A 23,215-nucleotide genomic window follows, 5' to 3' on the forward strand; every position below is an offset into this window, starting at 1 on the left:
ACTAACGGGACAGCGTCGCCAGCAGCTCCTCGTGATCACCCGGCTCGCGCAGCGCCGGCGCTTCGAGCGCGCCGGCGTCCGGGTCGCCGGCGCGGACCGCCGCGAGGAACCGGACCACCGCGCGGGGCGCGGGAAGCACCTCGCCGCCGAGGTGGGCCAGGGCCGTCGCTCCGCTGACGTCTTCGATCGCCGCCGCCCAGCCGTGCGCCTCGTCCCAGACCAGCGCGAGATCGTGCTCGGGGAACCGGGTCAGGCGCCAGTCGAGCGCGATGTACGCCGCCGCGGGCGTTCCCGCGTCCAGCGTGCAGGACTCCAGCCCGACCCCCACCGCACGCGCCACCCCGGCCACGTACTCGCGCAAGCCCCGCTCGAACGAGAACTCCGTGTCACGCCCGAAATCGATCAGAATGCTCAACGCTGCCTCGCTTTCCCCATGCCGCCGCGGGATCCCCGCGGTCCGAGCGCCGGATACCCCGCTGCCCCCGGGGCCAACCGCGAAGATCCGACGTTCACGCGTCGTCCATCCGGCGACATTCTACTTGTCATCTTTTCGATGACAAGAGCCATCGCCGCGCCGGCTGCCGCCCCTTCCCTCGAGCCCCGTCCCACCGCTCGGGACGACGTGGAAAACCCCACGCAAACAGCACAGTGCGCCCGCCTTCGCCGTGAGGCAGGATCGAGACGTGACCATCGATCAGGCCGGGGTGCCGGAAGCCCGTCCGGGCCCGGCATTCCCCGAGCACGAAGCCCGCGTCGACGCCTTGCGGCGGCAGCTCACCGCGATCAGCGGCGAAGCCACCGTGCGGCTCGCGAAGCGGACGTCCAACCTTTTCCGCTCCCGGGCCGCCGCGAAACACCCCGGACTGGACGTTTCGGGCTTCACCCACGTACTGCGCGTCGACCCCGCGACCCGCACCGCCGACGTCGAAGGGATGGTCACCTACGAACAGCTCGTCGACGCCACGCTGCCGCACGGCCTGATGCCGCTGGTCGTCCCGCAGCTCAAGACCATCACGCTCGGCGGCGCGGTCACCGGGCTCGGCATCGAGTCTTCGTCCTTCCGCAACGGCATGCCGCACGAGTCGGTGCTCGAACTGGAGATCCTCACCGGGGACGGCGGGATCGTCGTCGCCACGCCGGACAACGAGCACGCCGACCTCTTCCGCGGCTTCCCCAACTCCTACGGCACCCTCGGCTACGCCCTGCGCCTGAAGATCGTCCTCGAACCGGTGAAGCCCTTCGTCGAGCTTCGCCACGTCCGCTACCACGACCGGGACACCTACTTCCGCGCCCTCACCGAGGCCTGCGACAGCGGCGAACACGACTTCGTCGACGGCACGGTCTTCGGCCCGGACGAGCTGTACCTGACCCTGGCCACGTTCGCCGACACGGCGCCCGCGACCAGCGACTACACCTGGCTGGACATCTACTACCGCTCGATCCAGGCCCGCGAGACCGACCACCTCACCGTCCGCGACTACCTCTGGCGCTGGGACACCGACTGGTTCTGGTGCTCCCGCGCGTTCGGCGTCCAGCACCGGCTGCCGCGGCTGCTGCTCGGCCGCCGGTTCCTGCGGTCCTCCGTCTACTGGAAGGCCGTGGCGCTCGACCGCCGGTTCAAGATCGCGCAGCGGCTGCTCAAGCTCCGGCGGATGCCGCCGGAGGAGACGATCGTGCAGGACATCGAGGTGCCGGTCGGGCGCGCCGCGGAGTTCCTCGAGTTCTTCGAGCGGGAGATCCCGATCAGCCCGGTGTGGGTCTGCCCGCTGCGGCAGCGCCCCGGTGGCGTGCGCTGGCCGCTCTACGAGCTGGATCCCGAAGCGCTCTACGTCAACTTCGGGTTCTGGTCGTCCGTGCCGCTGGACCCCGGTGAGCGCGACGGCGTGCACAACCGGATGATCGAGGCTGAGGTCACCCGGCTGGGTGGGCACAAGTCGCTCTATTCGGACAGCTTCTACGCCGAAGACGAGTTTTGGCGGCTCTACAACGGCGACGCCTACCGGGAGCTCAAGCGGACCTACGACCCGGCCGGGCGGCTGCTCGGCCTCTACGAGAAATGTGTCCGCCGCCGGTGAAAGGAACGAACGTGACCCAGGCAAGCACCCCGGTCGGCGAGGTCTTCGAGCGTCTGCTCGGCCCCCGCGCGACCGTATCGATCACCGCCTACGACGGCAGCAGCAGCGGTCCGGCCGACGCGCCGGTCGCGATCCAGGTCCGCTCGCCGCTGGCCCTCGACTACCTGATGTCCTCCCCCGGCGACCTCGGCCTCGCCCGCGCGTACGTCGCGGGTGCGCTCGACGTCACCGGCGACCTGTACACGGCGCTGGACGCGCTCTCGGCCCAGGTCGACCAGCTCACCCCGGCCGACCGGCTGTGGCTGCTGCGCAAGCTCGGCGCCCGCCACCTGCGGGTCGTCAAGCCGCCCGCCGAGGAGCACCCGAGCCGGATCCGGCGTGGGATGACCGCGCTGCGGCACTCGAAGGGCCGCGACAGCGAGGCCATCGCCAGCCACTACGACGTGTCCAACCGGTTCTACGAGCTGGTCCTCGGCCCGTCGATGGCCTACACGTGCGCGGTGTACCCGGAGGCCGGCGCCTCGCTGGAGGAGGCGCAGGAGCACAAGTTCGACCTGGTCTGCCGCAAGCTCGGCCTCGAACCCGGGATGAAGCTGCTCGACGTCGGCTGCGGCTGGGGCGGGATGGTCGCGCACGCCGTCCGGCACTACGGCGTCGAGGCCCTCGGCGTCACGCTCTCGCGCGAGCAGGCCCAGTGGGCGCAGAAGAACATCGTCTCCCTCGGGCTGGCCGACCGCGCCGAGATCCGCCATCTCGACTACCGGGACGTCACCGAGACCGGGTTCGACGCGATCTCGTCGATCGGCCTGACCGAGCACATCGGCGCCCGCAACGTGCCCGGGTACTTCCGGTTCCTCGCGGCCAAGCTCAAGCCGCACGGGCGCCTGCTCAACCACTGCATCACCAACCCGGACAGCAGCGTCGCCCACCGCTCGCGCGGGTTCATCGACCGCTACGTCTTCCCGGACGGCGAGCTCGAGGCCCCCGGCGAGCTGGTCACGGCCATGCACGACGCCGGCCTGGAGGTCCGGCACTCGGAGAACCTCCGCGAGCACTACGCGCTGACGCTGGCCGGGTGGTGCGCGAACCTCGACGAACACTGGGACGAAGCGGTCGCCGAGGCGGGTGCCGGCCGCAGCCGGGTCTGGGCCCTCTACCTCGCCGCCTGCCGGCTGGCCTTCCAGCGCCGCGAGATCGAACTGCACCAGATTCTGGGGGTGCGGACCGACAGCGAAGGCGGGATGAGCATGCCGCTGCGCCCCGATTGGGGAGTTTGACCACCGGGGCTGGCCAAGTCCGGACCCGCAATGGGAGGATGGTCCCGAGACCGGGCGTCCGAACGGGACGGCCAGGCTCACTAAAAAAGAGTAGGTATGGGTATGGCTCAGGGCAGTGTCAAGTGGTTCAACGGTGAAAAGGGCTTCGGCTTCATCGCGCAGGACGGCGGGGGTCCGGACGTGTTCGTCCACTACTCCGAGATCCAGGGCAGCGGCTTCAAGTCGCTCGACGAGGGTCAGCGCGTGGAGTTCGAAATCGGCCAGGGCCAGAAGGGCCCCCAGGCCCAGCGCGTAAGCGTCATCTGAGCCACGAGGCACCAAAGGCCCTCGCCCTCACCGGGCGGGGGCCTTTCTCGTGCGCGGCCACACCGCAGGTTTACAACGGTACGGTAACGTGTGAGGAGTCGAGAGCTCCGGCGTCCCGCCTATCCCCTCCCGTCCGGTGGCTCGTCCAGGCCGATCGCCCACAGGAGCGGCGACGTGCCCGGCCCACCGCAGACCGCTGACCGCCGGGTGTTCCCGCTCCCCGGCCTCCCGCGCGTGAACCCGGCCCGCGCGAGACGACTTCGAAACGAGTAGTGCATGACAGCCTCCGTGAAGGCTCCCCGTCCCGTCGCCAAACCCGTGCTCTCCGGCCGCCAGACCGTCGCCGAGCTGATCACCATCCGCACGTTCCTGCTGGTCCCGTTCCTCGCGCTCGCCGCGGCCGTCCCGGTCTTCTGGGGCTGGGGCGTCAGCTGGCTCGACCTCACCATCGGCGGCGCGTTCTTCGTCGTGTCGACGCTCGGCATCACCGTCGGCTACCACCGCTACTTCACCCACGGCGCGTTCCGCGCGAAGCGGGCGCTGCGGATCGCGCTGGCCGTCGCCGGCGGCCTCGCGGCGCAGGGCCCGGTGATCGGCTGGGTGGCCGACCACCGCCGCCACCACGCGTTCTCCGACCGCGAGGGCGACCCGCACTCGCCGTGGCTGTTCGGCACGTCCCCGGTGGCGCTCGCCCGCGGCTTCTGGCACGCCCACATGGGCTGGCTCTTCGGGCGCGACAAGACCAACGTCGACCGGTTCGCCCCGGATCTGGAGGCCGACCGCGCCCTCCGCGTCGTCGACCGGCTCTTCCCCCTGTGGGTCGTGGTGAGCCTGCTGCTGCCGCCGCTGCTCGGCGGGCTGATCACGCTCTCGTGGTGGGGCGCGCTCACCGCGTTCCTCTGGGCCGGCCTGGCCCGGATCTCGTTCCAGCACCACGTGACGTGGTCGGTTAACTCGATCTGCCACATGATCGGCGAGCGCCCGTTCGCCAGCCGTGACCGCTCGGCGAACTTCTGGCCGCTGGCGATCCTGTCGATGGGCGAGTCCTGGCACAACACCCACCACGCGGACCCGACGTCGGCCCGCCACGGCGCGCAGCGCGGGCAGATCGACATCTCGGCCCGGGTGATCTGGCTGTTCGAGAAGCTGGGCTGGGCGTGGAACGTCCGGTGGCCGACCGCGAAGCGGCTCGCCGCGCTGGCCCGATGACCACGGTCGCCCTGACCTTCGACGACGGGCCGTACCCGGAGACGACGCCCGCGCTGCTGGCCGCCCTCGGCGACACGCCCGCGACGTTCTTCCTCTGGGGCGAGCACGCCGCGGCGCACCCCTCGCTGGTCCGGGCGATCGCCGCGGCGGGGCACGTGATCGGCAACCACACGTGGACGCACCCGCGGCTCACCGGGCTCGACGCCGGCGCCCGCGACCAGGAGGTCCGGCGCACGCAGGACCTCCTGGCCGAGCTCACCGGAACCCGCCCGGCGTTGTTCCGCCCGCCCTACGGCGACACGGGTCCCACGGTCGCCGAGACCATCGCCGGGCAGGGGCTCACCGAGGTGCTGTGGACCGTCGACACCCGCGACTGGGCGGGCGCCTCCGCCGACGAGGTCGAGGCCGCGGCGGCGCGCGCCGAGCCGGGCGGCGTCGTGCTGATGCACGAAGGCCGCCCGGCGACGGTCGAAGCGGTGCCGCGGATCCTCGCCGCCCTCGCCGCCCGCGGCCTGCGACCGGTCCCGGTCAGGGGTTGATGCGCAGGTACGCCGGCTTCGGCCGCAGGTTCTCGTCGAACAGGCAGGCCGCCCCCTCCCCCGGGAAGACGTCCGGGACCCAGGAGTGCCGGTCGGTGAAGCCCCACGTCGTGAACTCCACGCACCGCCGGACCGCCTGGCAGCCGTCCCACAGCTGGTCGAAGTAGCTCGCCTGCGTGTCGAGCTTCGCCGGGTCCGCCGGGGTCGGGATCCGGACGTCGGCCTCGGTGATCGCGACGTCGACGCCGAGCTTCGCCATCCGAGCCAGGTTGGCGCGGTACTCCCCCGGGAAGCCGTACTGGATCGACAGGTGCGCCTGGACCCCGACGCCGCCGATCGGGACACCCTGCCGCCGCAGCGTCTTCACCAGGTCGTACACCGCGTCGCTCTTCGGGTTGCGGCCTTCGATGTTGTAGTCGTTGATGTACAGCGTCGCCGCCGGGTCGGCCGCGTGCGCCCAGCGGAACACGTCCGCGACGAAGCCGTCGCCGAGCCTCTGCCGGAAGACCGTGTCACGCCGCGTGCCGTCCTCGTTGAAGATCTCGTTGACGACGTCCCAGGCGCGGATCTTCCCCTTGTACCGCTTGACCTCCGTGGTGATGTGGTCGCGCAGGACCCGGCGCAGCTCGCCGGCGGGCAGCGCGGCCACCCAGTCCGGCAGCTGGGAGTGCCAGACCAGCGTGTGGCCGCGGACGGTCTTGTGGTGCTGCTGGGCGTACCGGACGATCGCGTCCGCGCCCGACCAGTCGTACTGGCCGCGGACCGCTTCGACCGTGCCCCATTTCATCTCGTTCTCGGGCGTCACGTTGTCGAATTCGCGCGTGAGCACGGTCCGGTAATCGGGTTCGCCGGCCAGGTAAGCCGCCGCGACGGCACTGCCGACGTAGCGGTGCGTGATGTCTTTCAGCGGAACGGACGCCGAGGCCGCCGGCGCCTGCCACACGGCAATACCCAGGACCGCCAGCAGCGTCACCAGGACGCGTTTCTTCGGAATTCTTCCCAGCATGTTCACCCTCCATCGACAATAACCGAACCGAAAGTTTCGAGGCGTTTCAAATCAGGTTTCGATGACCTAGAATCTCCTTCATGACAACGAAGTCTGACGACCTCGAACCAGTCACTTCCCGGGTCACGATCGCCCGGATCGCCGCCGAGACGGGGGTTTCCGTCCCGACTGTTTCGAAGGTGCTGAACGGACGCCCCGACGTCGCCGAAAGCACCCGTGCCCGCGTGGAAGCGGTCATCGGGAAATACGGTTACCGTCGACGCGCCGACGAACGGTCCCGCCGTTCCCGGCTGCTGGAACTGATGTTCCACGAACTCGAAAGCACGTGGGCACTGGAAATCATCCGCGGGGTCGAGTACGTCGCCCGCGAAAACGGAATGGCGGTCGTGCTCGCGGAATCGTCGGGCCGGCACACGCCCGGGCAGAGCTGGCTGGAAAGCGTGCTGGCGCGGCGGCCGGTCGGCATCGTTTCGGTGTGCTCCGACTTCACCGGCGGGCAACTGGCGAAGCTGCGGGCCCGCGACATCCCGCTCGTCGTGGTCGACCCGGCCGGCGCGCCGGGACCGGAGACGCCCTCGATCGGGGCCACGAACTGGCAGGGCGGGCTGACCGCCACCCGGCACCTGGTGGAGCTGGGGCACCGCCGGATCGCGATGATCGGCGGGCCGGACGGGGTGCTGTGCAGCCGGGCCCGGATCGACGGCTACCGCACGGCGCTGGAGACGGCCGGGCTGGCGTTCGACCCGGCGCTGGTGCGCCGCGGCGACTTCCACGTCCGGTCCGGCTACCGGGAGCTGGCGTCATTGCTGACCCTCCCCGACCGCCCGACGGCGGTGTTCGCCGGGAGCGACCTGCAGGCGCTGGGGGTGTACGAGGCCGCGCGCGACGCGGGGCTGCGGATCCCGGACGACCTGAGCGTGATCGGCTTCGACGACCTGCCGGTGGCCCGCTGGCTGACCCCGGAGCTGACGACGATCCGCCAGCCCCTGCAGGAGATGGCCGCCGCCGGCGCGCGGCTGGCGATCGCGCTGGCCCGGGGGTCGCACCCGGAGAGCCACCGGCTGGAACTGGCGACCAGTCTGGTCGTCCGGCAGAGCACGGCGGCCCCGGCCCACCACGGCCACGGCGCGCTGGCCGGCTAGCGGACTCGGCGCGCCCGCCCGAAGCGGCGGCCGGCTCATCACGGCCACCGCGTGCTCTCCGGCGGCCCGAAGTAGCTCGGCCGCAGCCCGCCCGTGTCGACCACCAGCTTCTGGACCACCACCGCCGGGTCGACCATCCACACCTTCAGCACGTGCGGACCCGGCGCGTCGACCACGTGCCGCGTCGAAGTCAGGTTCACGTTGTCCGACGTGGTCCGCTCCCACTGGCGGTTCATCGTCATGTCGTCGGCGCCCGTGGCCTTCGTGATGTTCACGACCTGCGGCGCCGCGTCGTCCAGCGACACCGCGTACCGCAGCCCGTCACCCGGCAGCACGTTGCTGCGGGGCGAGAGGTATGCCCACACCGTCACCGGCCCGGTCGTGAACAGCGTCATCCGGTACTCCAGCCGCGGTCCGGCACCCACCGCGCGGCTCGCCGCGGTGACCGGGAACGGCGTCATCCCCGCGCCGGTCCGGCCCAGGTCCGGGATCCGGCGCCACGAAACCGAGCCCGCGCCGACGTTCGCGCTGCAGTGCTCGGCCTCCATCGACACGTACCCGCCGGCTTCGACGAACCCGCGCCGCCACGCAGCCGGCAGCGCCGGGTTCCGCACGACGGCGTCCACGGCGACCGAACCTCCCGCGCCCGCCACCGTGATCGGCACGGTCGTGGTGCCCTGGGGCGCCCGGCTCCAGTCGATCCGCACGGTCATCCGCAGCTCCTCCTCGACCCGGCCGCCGCGCGGCTCGACCTGGACCCACGGCGCACCGGAAGAAACGGTGCAGCGGAAGGGTGTCCGGCCCCGGTTGAACACGTCGATGTACTGGGCCGGCGCGCTCTGGTACGGGCTGAACTCCGGCAGCACCGGACGCCCCGGTGCCGCGGGCCACCACTGCTCCGAGCCGTCGACGGCGACCCCCAGCCCGGCGGCGGCGGGCAGGTCGAGCCGCCGCACCGCGGGGAAGATGACGTCCGGCAGCGCGACGTTGTTCAGCTCCGGCTGCTGCCAGGGCGCGTTCGGGCCGTAGCGGGCGACGTCGCCGTAGTCGATGTGCGGCTGGGTCTGGAACCCGTTCCACTTGCCGCCCGCGATGCCGGTGTTGTACTTGTCCGCCAGGGCGAGGTCGTCGGTGAACCGGGCCTCGGTGACGGCGGCGAGCCCGTTGGCCGAAGCCCGGCCCTGCGCCGCGTACAGCAGGTTGGTGAACTCGGCGCGCCGCAGCGCGTAGAGGTTCGCCGACGCCGTGACCGCGTAGGAAACCAGTTCGTAGAACGCGTCCCGGTAGGCCGAGGGCAGTCGTGCGGAGAGCTTCGACGCCCGGGCCGCGAGGTCCTGCCACTCGGTGGTGACCCGGTCCAGCTCCCGGTAGTTCACCAGGCTGAACGGGGTCGCCTGGTCGTCGTAGACGATGGTGCCGTCCGGCTGGAGCGTGATGCGCCGGTTCAGCAGCTCCGGCTTGCGCCGTGACTGCAGCCGCCCGTAGTCGTGCAGGACCGACGCGATGTCCGACGCCAGAGCGGAACCGAAGTTCGCCGCGACGAACTCACGTTCCCATGTGGACAGTCGCTCGGCCGGGAGCGCCGCCGGGTTCCAGGCGTAGTCAAGGAAGAACTGCAGCGGCAGCTCGTTGCCCTTCATGTCGCCGACGTTGGCGACCCACAGCCGGTCGTTGCCGTAGGCGCTCGCCTGGTGCAGCTGCTCCCAGGTGTTCGCGAGCAGCGCCGTGTCGACCCACTTGTAGTTGCGCCCGCCGCCGACGTAGTCGAAGTGGTAGTACAGCCCGTACCCGCCGGGGTGCGGCGGCAGGGAGAGGTCCGGGTGCTTGCGGACGTTGCCCCAGTTGTCGTCGGTGAAGACCACGATGACGTCGTCGGGCGGGCGCAGGCCCTGCGCCCAGTAGCGCTGGACCTCCTTGTACAGCGTCCACACCTGCGGGACGTCCGTGCTCAGTTCGCGGGCGAGGATGTCCCGTTCCGCCGCGATGATCTCCCGCATCAGCTCGATGCCGTCGCCGTCGGGCAGGCTGACGTCGCCGTTGCCGCGCATGCCGAGCGTGACGACGCCTTCGAAGTCCTCGCGGGCCATCCGGCGGATCCCGTCGGTCCAGTAGGCCTTGATCGCGTCGCCGTTGCGGCGGAAGCTCCACTCCCCCGTGCCGCCGTACGGGTCGTGGCCCGGGGTGGTGATGTTTCCGGCGCCGTCGCGCACCGCCGCCACCGCGTGCCGGTTCCACTCCTCGATCCCGCGCATCATCGGCGCCTCGTGCGAGGTGCCCATCACGACGCCGTACTCCTTCGCCGTGGCGTGATTGACCGGGTCGTCCTCGGCGAAGGCGCGGCCCCACACCGCCGGCCACAGGTAGTTGGCCCGCAGCCGCAGCATGGTCTCGAAGATCTTCGCGAAGAAGAGGTGGTTGAAACCGCCCGGGTAGCCCGGCGCCTTTCCGGGACCGAAGTAGGCCGGGGCCCAGGTGCCGAGCGCGGGGTTTTCGTCGTTGATGAAGAACCCGCGGTACTTCACGTGCGGTGTCCCGAGGCTGAACCGCTCCCCCGGGAGGTGCAGCTCGGCGCTGCGCCGCGGCGGGACGTCGGCCCACCAGTACCACGGTGAGACGCCGATGCGCCGGGAGATCTCGTAGACGCCGTAGATGACGCCGCGCTGGTCGCTGCCGGTGAGGACCAGGCGTCCGTCGACGACCTGGCTCAGCGACGTCTCCCACTTCCCGGCGACTCCGGTGACGTCGAGCTTCCCCGCGGCGACCAGGCCGTCGACCAGCGGGCTGTGGCCGAGGGTGCCGACCAGCACCACCGGCCCGTGCTTCGGAACGACGTCGAACGACACCGCCGGGCGGATCCCGGTGACGCGTTCGACGTCGGCGGCCAGGTCGCCCACTACCCGGCGCACCCCCGGCCGGTCATCGGAACTCACGACGATCGTCGCGGCCTTTCCCCGCGACGCCAGCGGGAACCCGGTCCCGGCTTCGGCGAGGCCCGGCAGGGCCACGGATCCCGCCCCCGCGAGGGCGAGCAACTGCAAGAACGCACGACGGTGGACCTCGGACGGCACGGGAGACCTCCTGAGTCAGCCCTTCACGGATCCGGTCAGCCCGCCGACGATGCGTCGTTCGGCGAGCACGAAGAACGCCAGGGCCGGGATCATCGACAACGCGGTGAACGCGAGCACCTTGGCGGTGTCCTGGGAGTACTGGGACTGGAACGTCGCGACGCCGAGCGGGAGCGTGAAGTGCGCGGAGTCGTTGAACACCAGCAGGGGCAGCAGGTAGGCGTTCCAGCTGGTGACGAAGGCGAGCACGCCGACCGTCGTCAGCGCGGGCGCCGACAGCGGCAGCAGGATCCGCCAGAAGAACCCGAGCCGGCTCGCGCCGTCGAGGACGGCGGCGTCCTCGAGCTCACCGGGGATGGCGTGCATGAACGGGCGCAGGATCACGATCGTCACCGGCAGCGAGAACGCCGCCTCGGGGATCGCCACGCCCCAGAAGCTCTCGAGCATGCCCAGCTGGCGCAGCCACAGGTACAGCGGCAGCGTCGCCACGGTGAGCGGGAACAACAGGCCGAGCGTGAACAGCGTGTACAACGCCTCCCGGCCCTTGAAGTGGTACCGCGAGAGCGCGAACCCGGCCATCGAGCCCAGGGCGACGGCGACCAGGGTCGCGATCACGGCGATCAGGGCGCTGTTGCCGAGGAACGTCCAGAACGCGCTCGAACCGAGGATCGACCCGTAGTTGTCCGTGACCCACGGGCCGGGCAGCCCCGCCGGGTCGGAGTTGATCTGGGCGTTGGTGCGGAACCCCCCGAGCACGACGAACAGCAGCGGCACGAGGGTCACGCCGATCACGACGATCGCCCCGAGGTAGCCCATCGACAGGCCGAACGGGCGAGAGCGCATCAGCCCACCATCCTCGTCAGGGCGCCCTGGGTGTCGCGGCGCAGCGCGTACCGCTGGTACAGCAGGGCGAACAGGAAGCAGATGATGAAGAGGATGACCGCCACCGCGGAGCCGAACCCGAACTCGTAGCGCTTGAAGCCGTGGTCGACCAGGTAGGTCGCCATCGTCGTCGACGCGTTCGCCGGCCCGCCCGTCGTCATGATCCACACGACGTCGAACAGCTGCAGCGAGCCGATCACCGACAGGAAGATCCAGATCCGGATGGTCGGCCCGAGCAGCGGCAGCACGACGTGCCGGGTGGTCTGCCACGCCGACGCGCCGTCGAGCGCGGCGGCCTCGCGCAGCTCGGCCGGCACGCCCTGCAGCCCGGCGAGCAGCAGGATGATGCCGAACCCGATGAACTTCCAGGTGATCACCACGAACAGCGTGTAGAGCACGATGCCCGGGTCGGCCAGCCACTGGTGGATCAGGCCACCGAGCCCGGCGCCCTTCAGCACCTGGTCGGTGAACCCGTTCGGCTGCAGCATCTGCACCCAGATCACCGCGGTGATCGCCTCGGACAGCACGTACGGCGCGAACACCAGGGCGCGCAGCACCGCGCGGCCCCGCAGCTTCCGGTTGAGCAGCATCGCCAGCCCGATCGACAGCGGCAGCTGCACCACGATCGACAGTCCGGCGATGATCAGGTTGTGCCCGATGGCGCCCTGGAACACCTCGCCGGCGAAGGCGTCGGCGTAGTTGTCCAAGCCGACGAAGTCGTCGAGCGGGCCGAACCCGTTCCACTGGTACAGGCTGTAGAACGCGGCGATCCCGATCGGCACCAGCACGAACCCGCCGAACAGCAGCAGGGCCGGCCCCAGCAGCAGGGCCAGCTCGAGCCGCTTTCCCAGGCCGGAACGCTTCGCCCGGGAACCCGCCGCCGGCGCGGACGGCCGCGAAGCCGTCCGCACCGGCGTCGTCGCCGTGGTCACTTGTTGCCCGCCGCGGCCTGGTTGATGGCCGCCACGATGCCTTCGGGGGTGCCCTGGCCGGCGAACATGTTGGCCACCGCGTCGTTCAGGGCCGCGCCGACCGCGGTCGGGAACGCCTTGTCGAAGTACATCTGCAGGTAGGGCGCCTTCTGGCCGTAGTCGAAGACCTCCTTGAGCGTGTCGGTCTTCAGCGACTTGGCGGCGGCGGAGTTGACCGGCAGGCCGGCCCCTTCCGCGGCGAGCTTCGTCTGCACCGGCTCGGTGTTCAAGTACTGCAGGAAGTCCGCGCACGCCTTCGCCGCGCGGGAGGTGCAGGCGAAGCCGTCACCACCGCCGAGCACGGCCGCCGGGTCGCCCTGGCCGCCCGTCACGGACGGGAACGGGAACCAGCCGACCTTCGAGTCGAGCTGCTTGTCCTCGGTCAGCGCCGACATCGTGCCGGGCTCCCAGTCGCCCTGCAGCTCCATCGCCGCCTTGCCGTTCGCGACGAGCCCCGCGGAGCTGCCCGCGCCCTGCTGGGCGGGCGTGCCGGCGAACCCGGTCTGGAACGGCTGCGTGTCCAGGAAGCTCTTGAGGTCCTGCCCGGCCTTCGTCCAGCACGGGTCCTCGAGCTTGACCGCCTTCACCGACTGCTTGAGCACGTCGGCGGAGCATTCGCGGACGGCGAAGTAGTTGTAGTAGAAGGCGTCCGGCCAGCGGTCCTTGCCGCCGACGGCGATCGGCGCGAGGCCCTTGGCCTTCAGCTTCGTGACCGCGGCGTTCAGCTCGTCGACGGTCTTCGGGGGCGCGGTGATCCCGGCGTCGGCGAACAGGTCCTTGCGGTACCAGAACCCGACGAAGTGCTGTTCGAACGGCACGCCGTACTGCTTGCCGTCGACCTGCCAGCTCTCGGCGAACTTGCCCGCCTGGGAGATCCAGGACTTGGTCGCGTCGGTGATGTCGGCGAGCTTGCCCGAGGTGACCTGCGAGGCCAGCTCACCGGCCCCCCACGACTGGTAGACGTCCGGCGGCTCGGCACCCTGCAGCGCGAGCGGGACCTTGGTGGGGAAGTCCTCGTTCTGCAGCGGCTGGGCCTTCAGCGTGACGTCGGGGTGCGCCTGGTGGTAGTCGGTGACGACCTTCTCCCAGATCGACTTGATCGGGTCGGTGGTGCCGTTGTGCCACCAGGTGAGGGTGACCGGCCCGCTCGGCTGAGCGGGCGCTTCGCTTCCCCCGCTGCACGCCGAAAGGGCGAGCGGAACGATCGCCACCAGCGCGGCGAGAACAGGGATCCGGCGTTTCACAAACATCGTGGGTCCACTCCTGACGACTTCGGCCGAGTTGGACGGGGCGCGACTGCACCCGGGTTGGCGAAGAGTTTGCTCCCGGGCAAATCGGATGTCAATCGTTGTCGATAACGTTTTACATCGCTAGTCTGAGCCGATGCAGCCCAGTTCCAGGGTGACCATCCGTGACGTCGCGGCCCGTGCCGGCGTCTCGGTGGCCACGGTGTCCAAAGTGATCAACGAGCGCTACGGCGTCTCCGCCGCAACGCTCGCGAAGGTCCGCGCGGTGATCGAAGAGCTCGGCTACGAAGCGAGCCTGGTCGCGCAGAGCCTGCGCAACCACCGGACCAACGTGATCGGGATCCTGGTCGCCGACCTCGAACCGTTCTCGACGGAGCTGCTCAAGGGGGCCGCGGACGCCATCCGCGGCAGCGGGTTCGAGCTCGTCGTCTACTCCGCGGGCGGACGCACCGGCGACCCGGTGGGCTGGGAAAAGCGTTACCTGTCCCGGCTTTCCGGCACCCTCGTCGACGGCGCCGTGCTCGTCACGCCCGCCGTCTCGCTCGAAGCCGTGCCCGGTACGCCGGTCGTCGCGGTCGACCCGCACACCGGGCCGTCGCACCTGCCCACCATCGACTCCGACAACCTGCGCGGCGCGCAGCTGGCCACCGAGCACCTCCTGGACCTGGGACACCGGCGGATCGCGTTCCTCTCCGGGCGCCCCGACCTCGAATCGGCGTCGCTGCGCAAAGCGGGTTACCTGCGCGCCCTCGAAGCGGCGGGCGTGCCGGCCGACGAGAGTCTCATCCGGATCGGCGCCTACGACCCGGAAGTGTCCGCGGCCTCCGCGCACGACCTGCTGACCGGCCCGGACCGCCCGACGGCGATCTTCGCCGCGAACGACATCTCGGCCATCGCGACCGTCGGCGCGGCCCGCGAGCTGGGGCTTTCGGTGCCCGGCGACCTCTCCCTGGTCGGTTTCGACAACGTCCCCGAATCCGCGCTCTGCAACCCACCACTGACCACAGTGGACCAGCCGATCCGGGAGATGGGCCACCGGGCGATCAGCATGCTCATCGCGCTGATCAACGGCGACGAGGTCCCGCGCACGCACGTCACGCTCGACACCGGCCTGGTGGTGCGGAGCTCGACCCGTGCCCTCTCCTGATCCTGTGACATCCGAGGGCTCCGCCACCCGGAACCCCCGAAAACTCGTCTCCTGACGAAGGGCGGAAAGCCTTGACCACGCAGCCTGCCACGGCGCCCGAGCCGTGGCGCGACCCCGCGGCCGACCCGGGCGAGCGCGTCCGCGCCCTGATGGCGCGGATGACCCTCCGCGAGAAGCTCGCCCAGCTCTACGGCGTCTGGGTCGGCATCGACTCGGGCGGCGAGATGGCGCCGCACCAGCACGACTTCGTCGACGCCGACGTCGACCTCGACGACCTGGTCCGCCACGGCATCGGGCAGCTGACCCGCGTCTTCGGCACCCGGCCGGTCGACCCGCTGATCGGCGCGCACAGCCTCGCGCGCACGCAGCGCCAGATCGTCTCCAGCAGCCGGTTCGGCATCCCCGCCGTCGTCCACGAAGAATGCCTGACCGGGCTCGCCGCGTGGCAGGCGACCATCTACCCGGCCCCGCTGTCCTGGGGCGCGACGTTCGACCCGGACCTGGTGCGCCGGATGGCTTCGCGGATCGGGCACACCATGCGGGGCCTCGGTGTGCACCAGGGTCTCGCCCCGGTCCTCGACGTCGCGCGGGACCTGCGCTGGGGCCGCGTCGAGGAGACGATCGGCGAAGACCCGTACCTGGTCGGGACCATCGGTGCCGCGTACGTCGCCGGCCTCGAGTCGTCCGGCGTGATCGCGACGCTGAAGCACTTCGTCGGGTACTCCGCCTCGCGCGCCGGGCGCAACCTCGCGCCGGTTTCGGCCGGGCCGCGCGAAATCGCGGACGTCCTGCTCCCGCCGTTCGAGCTGGCCCTGCGCGCCGGTCCCCGGTCGGTGATGAACGCCTACACCGACACCGACGGCGTCCCGTCCGCCGCCGACACATCGCTGCTGACCGGCCTGCTTCGCGACACCTACGGGTTCACCGGGACGGTCGTCGCGGACTACTTCGCCATCGCGTTCCTGCACCGCCTGCACGGTGTCGCGGCCGACCGCGCCGACGCCGCCGCGCAGGCGCTGACCGCGGGCATCGACGTGGAGCTGCCCACCATGGACTGCTACGGCGAGCCGCTGCTCGCCGCGGTGGAAGGGGGTGCGGTCGACGCCGCCGCCGTCGACCGCGCCCTCGAACGGGTGCTGCGGCAGAAGTGCGAGCTCGGGTTGCTCGACGCGGACTGGGCGCCGGAGGTGCCCGAGTCGATCGACCTGGATGACGCCCCCTCGCGGGCGCTGGCGCGCGAGGTGGCCGAGAAGTCGATCGTGCTGCTGCAGAACGACGGCACGTTGCCGCTGTCCCCGGGCACCCCCGTCACCGTGGTCGGGCCGCGCGCCGACGCGGCGGGCGCGATGCTCGGCTGCTACTCGTTCCCGCTGCACGTCGGCGTCCACCACCCGGACGTCCCGTTCGGCGTCTCGGTGCCGACGGTGGTGGAAGCGCTGCGGTCGTCCTTCGACGTCACGTACGCGCTGGGCTGCCCGGTCGTCGGGGGCGACGACGCCGGGATCGAGGAGGCGGTGGCGGCGTGCGCTTCCGCCTCCGTCTGCGTGGCCGTCCTCGGTGACCAGGCCGGGCTGTTCGGCGGCGGGACGTCCGGGGAAGGCTGCGACGCGCCGGATCTGCGGCTGCCGGGCCGCCAGGAGGAGCTCCTGGAAGCACTGCTGGCCACCGGAAAGCCGGTCGTGCTGGTCCTGCTCTCGGGCCGCCCCTACGAGCTCTCCCGGCAGATCGACCGGCTCGCCGCGGTGGTCTGCGGGTTCTACCCGGGCGAGGAGGGCGCGCCGGCGCTCGAAGGTGTCCTCAGTGGACGGATCGACCCGGCCGGCCGGCTGCCGGTGAGCTTCCCGGCGGCCGGGGCGAGCCAGCCCTCGACGTACCTCGCGGCGCCGCTCGCCCGCCGCAGCGAGGTGAGCACCGTCGACCCGTCGGCCTTGTTCCCGTTCGGGCACGGGTTGTCCTACACGCCCGTGACCTGGGTCGACGTGAGCGCGACGGGTTCGGTGTGGCCGACGGACGGCGTGTGCCGGGTCCGGGTGACGCTGCGGAACGACCACGCCCGGCCCGCGTCGGAAGTGGTCCAAGTGTACCTGCACGACCCGGTGGCGGAGGTCGCGCGCCCCGAGCGCCAGCTGATCGCGGCCCGCCGGGTTTCGCTGGAGCCGGGGACGACGGCCGTCGTGGACATCGGCCTGCACGCGGACCTGACGTCGTACACGGGCCGGGCGGGCCGGCGCCTGGTCGACCCCGGCGACGTCGAGCTGCGGATCGGGACGTCGAGCGAACAGTTCGTGGCGACCCTGCACTGCACGCTGACCGGACCGCGCCGTGAAGTCGGCTTCGACCGCGTCCTGGCTCCGGAGTTCGGGTCATGAGACGGACTTCGGTGATCGTCGTCCTGGCCGTCTTGACCGCGTTGTTCGTCGGCGCGTCCGGGCGTCCGCCCGCGTCGCACTGGGTGGCGACCTGGACGTCGATGCCGCAGCTGACGGAACCGTCGAACCTGCCGCCGGCCCCTTACACGGGTGCCGACCGGGTGCTGGACAACGCTTCCCTGCGCCAGACGGCGCACGTGTCGGCCGGCGGGCCCCGGATCCGCCTGCGGTTCTCGAACGCGTTCGGCGGGGCTCCGCTGCCGCTTTCGACCGTCTCGGTGGCGCGTCCCCTCGACGGGCGCGCGGGCGTTTCGGCGGTCGTGCCGGGCAGTGTGCTGCCGGTGACGTTCCACGGCAAGCCGTCGACGACGATCCCGATGGGCGCGCAGGTGGTGTCGGACCCGCTGCCGTTCCCGGTGCGGACCTTCGAGAACATCACGGTGACGGCGTACCTGGCGCACGGCCAGGGTTCGCTGTCGATCACGTCCCACCCGGGCTCGCGCACGACGTCGTACCTCGTGCCGGGCAACCAGGTGACCGCCGCGGACCTGACCGGCGCGACGCCGGTGGACCACTGGTACTTCCTGAGCGGCATCGAGGTTCTGTCCCCCGCGCCGGCGGTGGCGGTGATCGGCGATTCGCTGTCCGACGGCCGCGGCTCGACCACGAACGGCAACGACCGCTGGCCGGACGTGCTGGCGTCGCGGCTGTCGTCGGCGGTGGTCAACCAGGCCGCGGGCGGCAACCGGGTGCTGCAGGACGGCCTGGGCCCGAACGTCCTGGCCCGCCTGGACCGCGACCTGCTGGCCCAGAGCGGGGTTTCGCGCGCGATCGTCTTCGAGGGGATCAACGACCTCGGCACGGCCACGCCGGCCGCCGCCGCGTCCACGGCGTCGGACCTGATCGACGCGTACGACCAGATCCTGACGCGGGCCCACGCGGCCGGCATCCAGGTGTACGGTGCGACGTTGACCCCGTTCGGCGGCAACGAAGGCTACGACGACCCCCTGCGCGAAGCGGCGCGGACTTCGGTGAACACGTGGATCCGCGGCCATTTCGACGCGGTCCTGGACTTCGACCGCGTGGTCCGGGATCCTTCCTCGCCGACCCGCCTGCTGCCCGCCTACGACGTGGGTGATCACCTGCACCTCAACCCCGCCGGGTATCGCGCTTTGGGTACGAGTATCCCGTCGAGCCTGTTCCGGAATGACTGACGGAATACCCACTGGCCGGAAAGTGGACAATTCCTGGACGCTATTTCTCCGCCTGCATCACGGATCGCTCACCCTCGCCTGACAGACCGTGATCAGCGGGCCGGTCAGCACGGAGAGCGTTGTCGCACGCCGGATATCCGTTGGGACACAAGCGAGTCTCGAACCCGGGGGTCTGTGCCGGGGAGCATGGCCGATGCCCCTATAGTGTCGCCGTCTCAGCTCGTCCCCATCCGTAGTCGTCGCTCCCGAAAAGGGGAATACATGTCCGACGTCATGAACAGCATCTTCGGCCGCGCTCAGAACGAAACGCCCAGTTCAGAAGGCTACGGCTACGGCACCACGACCGAAACCGCCGACACCGCCACGACCGCGACCGAGCCGACCGAGGACACCGCCGCGGCCGAGGACACCGTCGACGAGACGGCCGACGTGGACGAGACCGCCGACGACGCCTCGACCGACGACACTGGCGACACCGACGAGGCCGAAGTGGACACCGCCGACGAGGAGTCCGACGAAGCCGTCGCGGACGAGGCCGCCGCCGAGGAGTCCGACGAGGACGCCGGCGACTCCGCGGACTCCCTTGACTCTGCCGATTCCGCCGACTCCGCCGACGAAGCGGTCGCGGAAGAAACCGACGCGGTTCCGGTGGCCGTCGCCGCCGAGACCGAAGAAGCCGGAAGCCGGGCCGCCGCGGGCACTCGCGGCAGCACCACGGTCGCCGACGGTGTGGTCACCAAGATCGTCGTCCGGGTCGCCCGCAAGGCCGAAGGCGTGTACGAGCTCGACGAGGCGGGCACCTCCGTCGAGGTCGACGGCGAGGTCGCCACGATCGCCGTCACGCTGGTGGTCGAGTTCGGGCGCGCGGTCAAGACGCTGGCCGAGCAGATCCGCATCCAGGTGGTCGAAGCGGTCGAACAGTACCTGGGGCTCGAGGTCGCGTCCGTGGACGTCCACGTCGCCGACATCCACTTCCCGGACGCCGACTGACTCGTCGCTCGGTCTCGGGTGCGGGGCGCCCGAGACCGAGCGTCCGTCACCGGCGCACGACGTAGCGCAAGTGGAGCACGTCGCGATCCGCCAGTTGCCGGACCAGGTCCAGCTCGACCTGGTCGCCCTCCCCGAACAACCGGCGGCCGGCGCCGAGCAGCACCGGCACCACGTGGAGCTCCAGCTCGTCCAGCAGGCCCGCTTTCAGCAACGCCTGCGCGGCACCCGCGCCGTGGACCATGACCGCGCGGTCGCCCGCCGCGGCGCGCGCCTCTTCCGCGCACGCCACCACGTCCGTGAAGAACCGCGCGCTCCCGGGCGGGACGTCGGACGGGTCGGCGTGGTGGGTCAGCACGTGGATCGGGACGCCGTCGTGGTGATCGCCGCCCCAGCGGCCGGCCAGCTCGAACGTCCGCCGGCCGGAGATCAGCGCGCCCGTCGCCATCGCCTCGGCGTACACCTGTCCGCTCGGCCCCTCGCCTTGGCGGTCGTCCAGCCAGTTGAACAAGCGGAAACCGCCGCGCCCCATTTCCTGTCCCGTGCGGTCGTCCGGCCCCGCCACGAAGCCGTCGAGCGAAATCGTCATGTCCAGCCTGATCGGTCCGGTCATCGCCGCCCCGCCTCCTCCGTGTAGTCGTCAGCAGTGCGTCGAACGGGAGGCGCCCGGATCGACACCGGCGCGATGATCTCTCCCCCGCCGGGGTGAAGCTTGCCGCGACCCGCTTCTCGCGACTCTCCGCGCCCATCGCCGTCCGACACGGTCCGCCACCCCTTCGAGTGGATCTTCGTTGTCGATCTTCATCATTAGCGGGCACGGGAAATCACCGGGCGTCATTCTCCCTCCCGGTAAAGGATTTCCCGGCCGCGCGCAGCCGATGTCGCGTCATCGCGCCGGGGCAGGCGGCCGCTGCTACTGTTCGCCCGCCCTGGTCCGGACCACGTCGTCCGGCCCGGCCTCTTCCGGGCGACCTCCGCCCGCACCTCCTGGAGAAAAGGCTCGACTTGACCCACCTGAACCACCCCGGCGCGGGGTCGGCCACGCCGGACTGGCACGTCACCGCATTCCGCGGCGACGCTTCGCTGCTCGACGCCGTCCGCGAGCTCCGCGCGCGGATCCTGTTCGACCACGGCCGCCGCCCCGACTTCCGCCGTGCCAACGGCACCCACGTCGACGACCAGGCCCTCGACTTCGGCGCCTGGCACTTCGTCGCCCGGCAGAGCCCCGCCGGTCCGCCGCTGGGGTACATCCGGTTATCGACACCGGATGCCGGCGTGCCGTACCAGTCGCGCGAGTTCCTCGGGAGCGAACGCTACGAGGAACTGCTGGCCGCCGAAGGCTTTCCGGCCGACGGCGTGTTCGAACACAGCAGGCTCGTGGTCGAACACCGCGCCCGGAAACTGGGTCTGGGTCAGTACCTCAACGCCCTCGCCGTCGGCGCCGCCCACCACCTCGGGGCCCGGGCGATGATCGGCACATCCGGCACGAAGGACGGCCAGGACCGGTTCCACGAGCGGTTCGGCTTCCGGCCCGTGCACGGCACCCGCCGGTACGTCCCGCAGTACACCGAAGACGTCGTGATCATGCTGCACCGCGTGGCCGACGGGGCCGGGCGCCACCACGACCTCGTCACCCGCCTGCGAGACGAGTTCCCGGTGATCGCGGCCGCCCGTCCGGCGTCCCCGGCCCCCGCGCCGCAAGCCCGCGGGACCGCTCCGGTCACCCTGTCCGGCGCACCCGCGCCGGACCACGACACCTGGCGGCCCGTGCTCCACACCGCCGGCCGCGCGCTGGACGCGCTGCTGGCCTCCGGGGCCGTCCGCGAAGTCCACGACACGATCGACGACCAGCTCACCGAGCTGGTCCGCAGCCGCGAACCCGCGTGCCGCGACGTGGCCGAGATCGAGCGTCTCAAGGACGACCAGCTGGCCGGAACCCCGCGCTGGGCGTACGGAACGTGGGCCTGGTACCCGTGGTCCGGGCGACTCGTGCACGTGCTGCCGCGGGAGGAGTTCCGCCTGGTGCGCACCGACCGCAACCGGGGCCGGATCGAGCGGCCCGAGCAGCGCCGGCTGTTCGGCAAGCGGATCGGGATCATCGGGCTGTCGGTCGGCAACAGCGCGGCGCTGACGTTCGCGCTGGAGGGCATCGGCGGCGCCTACAAGCTGGCGGACTTCGACGACTTCGGCCTGTCGAACCTGAACCGGCTGCGCGGCGGCGTGCACGACCTCGGCGTCAACAAGGCGGTGCTGTCGGCGCGCCAGATGTATGAGATCGACCCGTACCTCGACATCGAGATCCAGCGGGACGGCCTGAACCCGGACACCATCGAGGAGTTCTTCCGCGGCGGGATCGACCTGCTCGTCGAGGAATGCGACACGCCGTGGGTCAAGATCGCGGCCCGCGAGTACGCGCGCGACCTCGGCATCCCGGTCGTGATGGACTGCAACGACCGCGGCATGCTCGACGTCGAGCGGTTCGACACCGAGCCCGACCGGCCGCTGCTGCACGGACTGCTCGGCGACGTGAAGTCCGTCGACCTGCTCGACCTGGAGCCGCGGGCCAAGGTGGAGCTGATCCTGGCGATGGTGGACGCGGGGCGGATCAGCCCGGAGCTGGCGGCGTCGTTCGGGGAGCTGGGCCGGACGTTGAGCAGCTGGCCGCAGCTGGCGTCCGGCGTCGCACTCGGCGGGGCGCTGTGCGGCGAGGCGGCCCGCCGCATCCTGCTCGGCCGGCCCTGCGAGTCCGGCCGGTTCTACACCGACCTCGGCGAGCAGCTGCACGCGTCCCGCAACGTCTACGCCGGGGGTGTGCGGTGAACGGCCTGTCCGTTCCCGTCGCGATCACGGGCACCGGAGTCCACCTGCCACCGGAGGTGGTCACGAACGCCGAACTCGCTGCGACGCTGGACACTTCGGACGAGTGGATCATCAGCCGCACGGGCATCCGCGCCCGGCGCCGCCTCGCCCCGGACCTCTCGACGTCGGACATGTGCGTGGCGGCGGCCCACCCGGCGCTGGCCGCGGCCGGCGTCACGGCCCGCGATGTCGACGCGATCATCGTCGGGACCTACACGTACGACCAGCCGTTGCCGTCGACGGCCCTGATCGTCAAGGAGGCACTGGGCGCGGACCGCGCGCTGACGCTGGACATCACGCAGGCGGCGTGCGCCAACGGCGTTCAGGCGCTGTTCCTGGCGGCGCACCTGCTCCAGACATCGGCGGCCCGGACGGTCCTGGTGCTGGCGGCGGACTGCGCATCGCGGGTGACTCATCCGGCCGACCGCACGACCAGGGTGTTCTTCGGCGACGCGGCCGGGGCGGCGGTCTTGACGCGCGCTTCCTCGCCCCAGGGCGGTCTCCTGGGCTGGGACTTCGGCTCGGAGCTGTCCTACGACGTCGAGATCCCGGCGGCGGGCGAGTACCTGAAGATGAACGGCAGAGCGGTCTGGAACACGGCGACCCGCTGCCTCCCGGACAGCATCCTCCGGGCGACGGACAACGCGGGGGTAGGGGTGGAGGAGGTCACGCACTTCTTCCTGCACCAGGCGAACCTGAACATCATCACGGCGGCCCTGGACAAGCTCGGCATCCCCCACGCCCGAGCCCCGATCACGGTGGAGAGCTTGGGCAACACGGGTTCGGCGGGCGTGTTCACGGCACTGCACGAGAGGTTCGCGGCGGGCGCGGTCTCGCCCGGGGACACGTACGTGGTGTCGTCGATCGGGGCAGGGTTCCAGTGGGGCACGTTGTGCTTCCGCCACGCGTGAGGTGAGCCG

The 23,215-nt window shown here is 71.1% G+C and carries 19 protein-coding genes; 12 read left to right on the forward strand and 7 right to left on the reverse strand.

The window, feature by feature from the left end:
* Position 1: 1 nt before the first annotated feature.
* Positions 2–415 carry a DUF6292 family protein gene (locus AB0C38_RS34170; RefSeq protein ID WP_360681511.1) on the reverse strand — a complete coding sequence of 138 codons (414 nt, stop codon included), beginning with the start codon at positions 413–415 and terminating at the stop codon, positions 2–4.
* 268 nt (positions 416–683) lie between these two features.
* On the opposite strand from AB0C38_RS34170, the gene AB0C38_RS34175 reads away from it, so the two are divergent.
* The 5 genes from AB0C38_RS34175 to AB0C38_RS34195 all read left to right on the forward strand — a co-directional run bounded on the left by AB0C38_RS34175 (position 684) and on the right by AB0C38_RS34195 (position 5,406).
* The gene (locus AB0C38_RS34175; RefSeq protein ID WP_360681512.1) at positions 684–2,075 is read left to right on the forward strand and encodes an FAD-binding oxidoreductase; all 1,392 of its coding nucleotides are present in this window, start codon (positions 684–686) and stop codon (positions 2,073–2,075) included.
* Positions 2,057–3,352: a cyclopropane-fatty-acyl-phospholipid synthase family protein gene (locus AB0C38_RS34180; protein ID WP_360681514.1), complete on the forward strand. Its 1,296-nt coding sequence runs from the start codon at positions 2,057–2,059 to the stop codon at positions 3,350–3,352. The genes AB0C38_RS34175 and AB0C38_RS34180 overlap by 19 nt, the downstream gene beginning before the upstream one ends.
* A gap of 102 nt (positions 3,353–3,454) precedes the next feature.
* A complete protein-coding gene (locus AB0C38_RS34185; RefSeq protein ID WP_004558414.1) occupies positions 3,455–3,658 on the forward strand; it encodes a cold-shock protein in 204 nt (67 codons plus the stop codon).
* A 276-nt stretch (positions 3,659–3,934) separates the two neighbouring features.
* The gene (locus AB0C38_RS34190; protein ID WP_360681516.1) at positions 3,935–4,867 is read left to right on the forward strand and encodes an acyl-CoA desaturase; all 933 of its coding nucleotides are present in this window, start codon (positions 3,935–3,937) and stop codon (positions 4,865–4,867) included.
* Entirely contained in the window at positions 4,864–5,406 is a 543-nt protein-coding gene (locus AB0C38_RS34195; protein ID WP_360681518.1) for a polysaccharide deacetylase family protein, read from the forward strand. The genes AB0C38_RS34190 and AB0C38_RS34195 overlap by 4 nt, the downstream gene beginning before the upstream one ends.
* Here the strand turns inward: AB0C38_RS34195 and AB0C38_RS34200 are convergent.
* Positions 5,396–6,412 (reverse strand): endo-1,4-beta-xylanase, encoded by a 1,017-nt coding sequence (locus AB0C38_RS34200; protein ID WP_360681519.1) that lies wholly within the window; start codon positions 6,410–6,412, stop codon positions 5,396–5,398. The genes AB0C38_RS34195 and AB0C38_RS34200 overlap by 11 nt on opposite strands.
* 80 nt (positions 6,413–6,492) lie before the next feature.
* On the opposite strand from AB0C38_RS34200, the gene AB0C38_RS34205 reads away from it, so the two are divergent.
* Positions 6,493–7,554, forward strand: coding sequence for a LacI family DNA-binding transcriptional regulator (locus AB0C38_RS34205; RefSeq protein ID WP_360681521.1), 1,062 nt, complete (start codon positions 6,493–6,495; stop codon positions 7,552–7,554).
* A 38-nt stretch (positions 7,555–7,592) separates the two neighbouring features.
* Here the strand turns inward: AB0C38_RS34205 and AB0C38_RS34210 are convergent, their stop codons facing one another.
* Genes AB0C38_RS34210 through AB0C38_RS34225 form a run of 4 tightly spaced genes read right to left on the reverse strand, consistent with a single transcriptional unit; the run spans position 7,593 to position 13,722 of the window.
* Complete coding sequence (locus AB0C38_RS34210) at positions 7,593–10,622, reverse strand: glycosyl hydrolase 115 family protein (protein WP_360681523.1); 3,030 nt, start codon at positions 10,620–10,622, stop codon at positions 7,593–7,595.
* Between the two features lie 15 nt (positions 10,623–10,637).
* Positions 10,638–11,462, reverse strand: a complete 825-nt coding sequence (locus AB0C38_RS34215) for a carbohydrate ABC transporter permease (protein WP_360681525.1) — start codon at positions 11,460–11,462, stop codon at positions 10,638–10,640.
* Positions 11,462–12,433 carry a sugar ABC transporter permease gene (locus tag AB0C38_RS34220; protein ID WP_360681526.1) on the reverse strand — a complete coding sequence of 324 codons (972 nt, stop codon included), beginning with the start codon at positions 12,431–12,433 and terminating at the stop codon, positions 11,462–11,464. The genes AB0C38_RS34215 and AB0C38_RS34220 overlap by 1 nt, the downstream gene beginning before the upstream one ends.
* On the reverse strand, positions 12,430–13,722 hold the full coding sequence (locus AB0C38_RS34225; protein ID WP_360681528.1) for an extracellular solute-binding protein: 1,293 nt from the start codon (positions 13,720–13,722) through the stop codon (positions 12,430–12,432). Before AB0C38_RS34225 ends, AB0C38_RS34220 begins: the two co-directional genes overlap by 4 nt.
* 133 nt (positions 13,723–13,855) lie before the next feature.
* Here AB0C38_RS34225 and AB0C38_RS34230 point away from each other — a divergent pair, with 133 nt between their 5' ends.
* From AB0C38_RS34230 to AB0C38_RS34245, 4 genes are all read left to right on the forward strand, one after another.
* The gene (locus tag AB0C38_RS34230; RefSeq protein WP_360681530.1) at positions 13,856–14,866 is read left to right on the forward strand and encodes a LacI family DNA-binding transcriptional regulator; all 1,011 of its coding nucleotides are present in this window, start codon (positions 13,856–13,858) and stop codon (positions 14,864–14,866) included.
* A gap of 71 nt (positions 14,867–14,937) precedes the next feature.
* Complete coding sequence (locus tag AB0C38_RS34235; RefSeq protein ID WP_360681532.1) at positions 14,938–17,235, forward strand: glycoside hydrolase family 3 N-terminal domain-containing protein; 2,298 nt, start codon at positions 14,938–14,940, stop codon at positions 17,233–17,235.
* Positions 17,232–18,449 carry an SGNH/GDSL hydrolase family protein gene (locus AB0C38_RS34240; RefSeq protein WP_360681534.1) on the forward strand — a complete coding sequence of 406 codons (1,218 nt, stop codon included), beginning with the start codon at positions 17,232–17,234 and terminating at the stop codon, positions 18,447–18,449. The genes AB0C38_RS34235 and AB0C38_RS34240 overlap by 4 nt, the downstream gene beginning before the upstream one ends.
* A 261-nt stretch (positions 18,450–18,710) precedes the next feature.
* Positions 18,711–19,439, forward strand: coding sequence for an Asp23/Gls24 family envelope stress response protein (locus tag AB0C38_RS34245; RefSeq protein ID WP_360681535.1), 729 nt, complete (start codon positions 18,711–18,713; stop codon positions 19,437–19,439).
* 46 nt (positions 19,440–19,485) lie between these two features.
* On the opposite strand, the gene AB0C38_RS34250 is transcribed toward AB0C38_RS34245, so the two are convergent.
* Entirely contained in the window at positions 19,486–20,049 is a 564-nt protein-coding gene (locus AB0C38_RS34250; protein ID WP_360681537.1) for a dihydrofolate reductase family protein, read from the reverse strand.
* A gap of 392 nt (positions 20,050–20,441) precedes the next feature.
* Here AB0C38_RS34250 and AB0C38_RS34255 point away from each other — a divergent pair, with 392 nt between their 5' ends.
* Together AB0C38_RS34255 and AB0C38_RS34260 are read left to right on the forward strand one after the other, a co-directional pair.
* On the forward strand, positions 20,442–22,256 hold the full coding sequence (locus tag AB0C38_RS34255) for a ThiF family adenylyltransferase (RefSeq protein WP_360681538.1): 1,815 nt from the start codon (positions 20,442–20,444) through the stop codon (positions 22,254–22,256).
* Complete coding sequence (locus tag AB0C38_RS34260) at positions 22,253–23,206, forward strand: ketoacyl-ACP synthase III (RefSeq protein ID WP_360681540.1); 954 nt, start codon at positions 22,253–22,255, stop codon at positions 23,204–23,206. Before AB0C38_RS34255 ends, AB0C38_RS34260 begins: the two co-directional genes overlap by 4 nt.
* The last annotated feature ends 9 nt before the right edge of the window (positions 23,207–23,215 follow it).

It is taken from the genome of Amycolatopsis sp. NPDC048633 (genome assembly GCF_040650695.1).
GTDB lineage: Bacteria > Actinomycetota > Actinomycetes > Mycobacteriales > Pseudonocardiaceae > Amycolatopsis.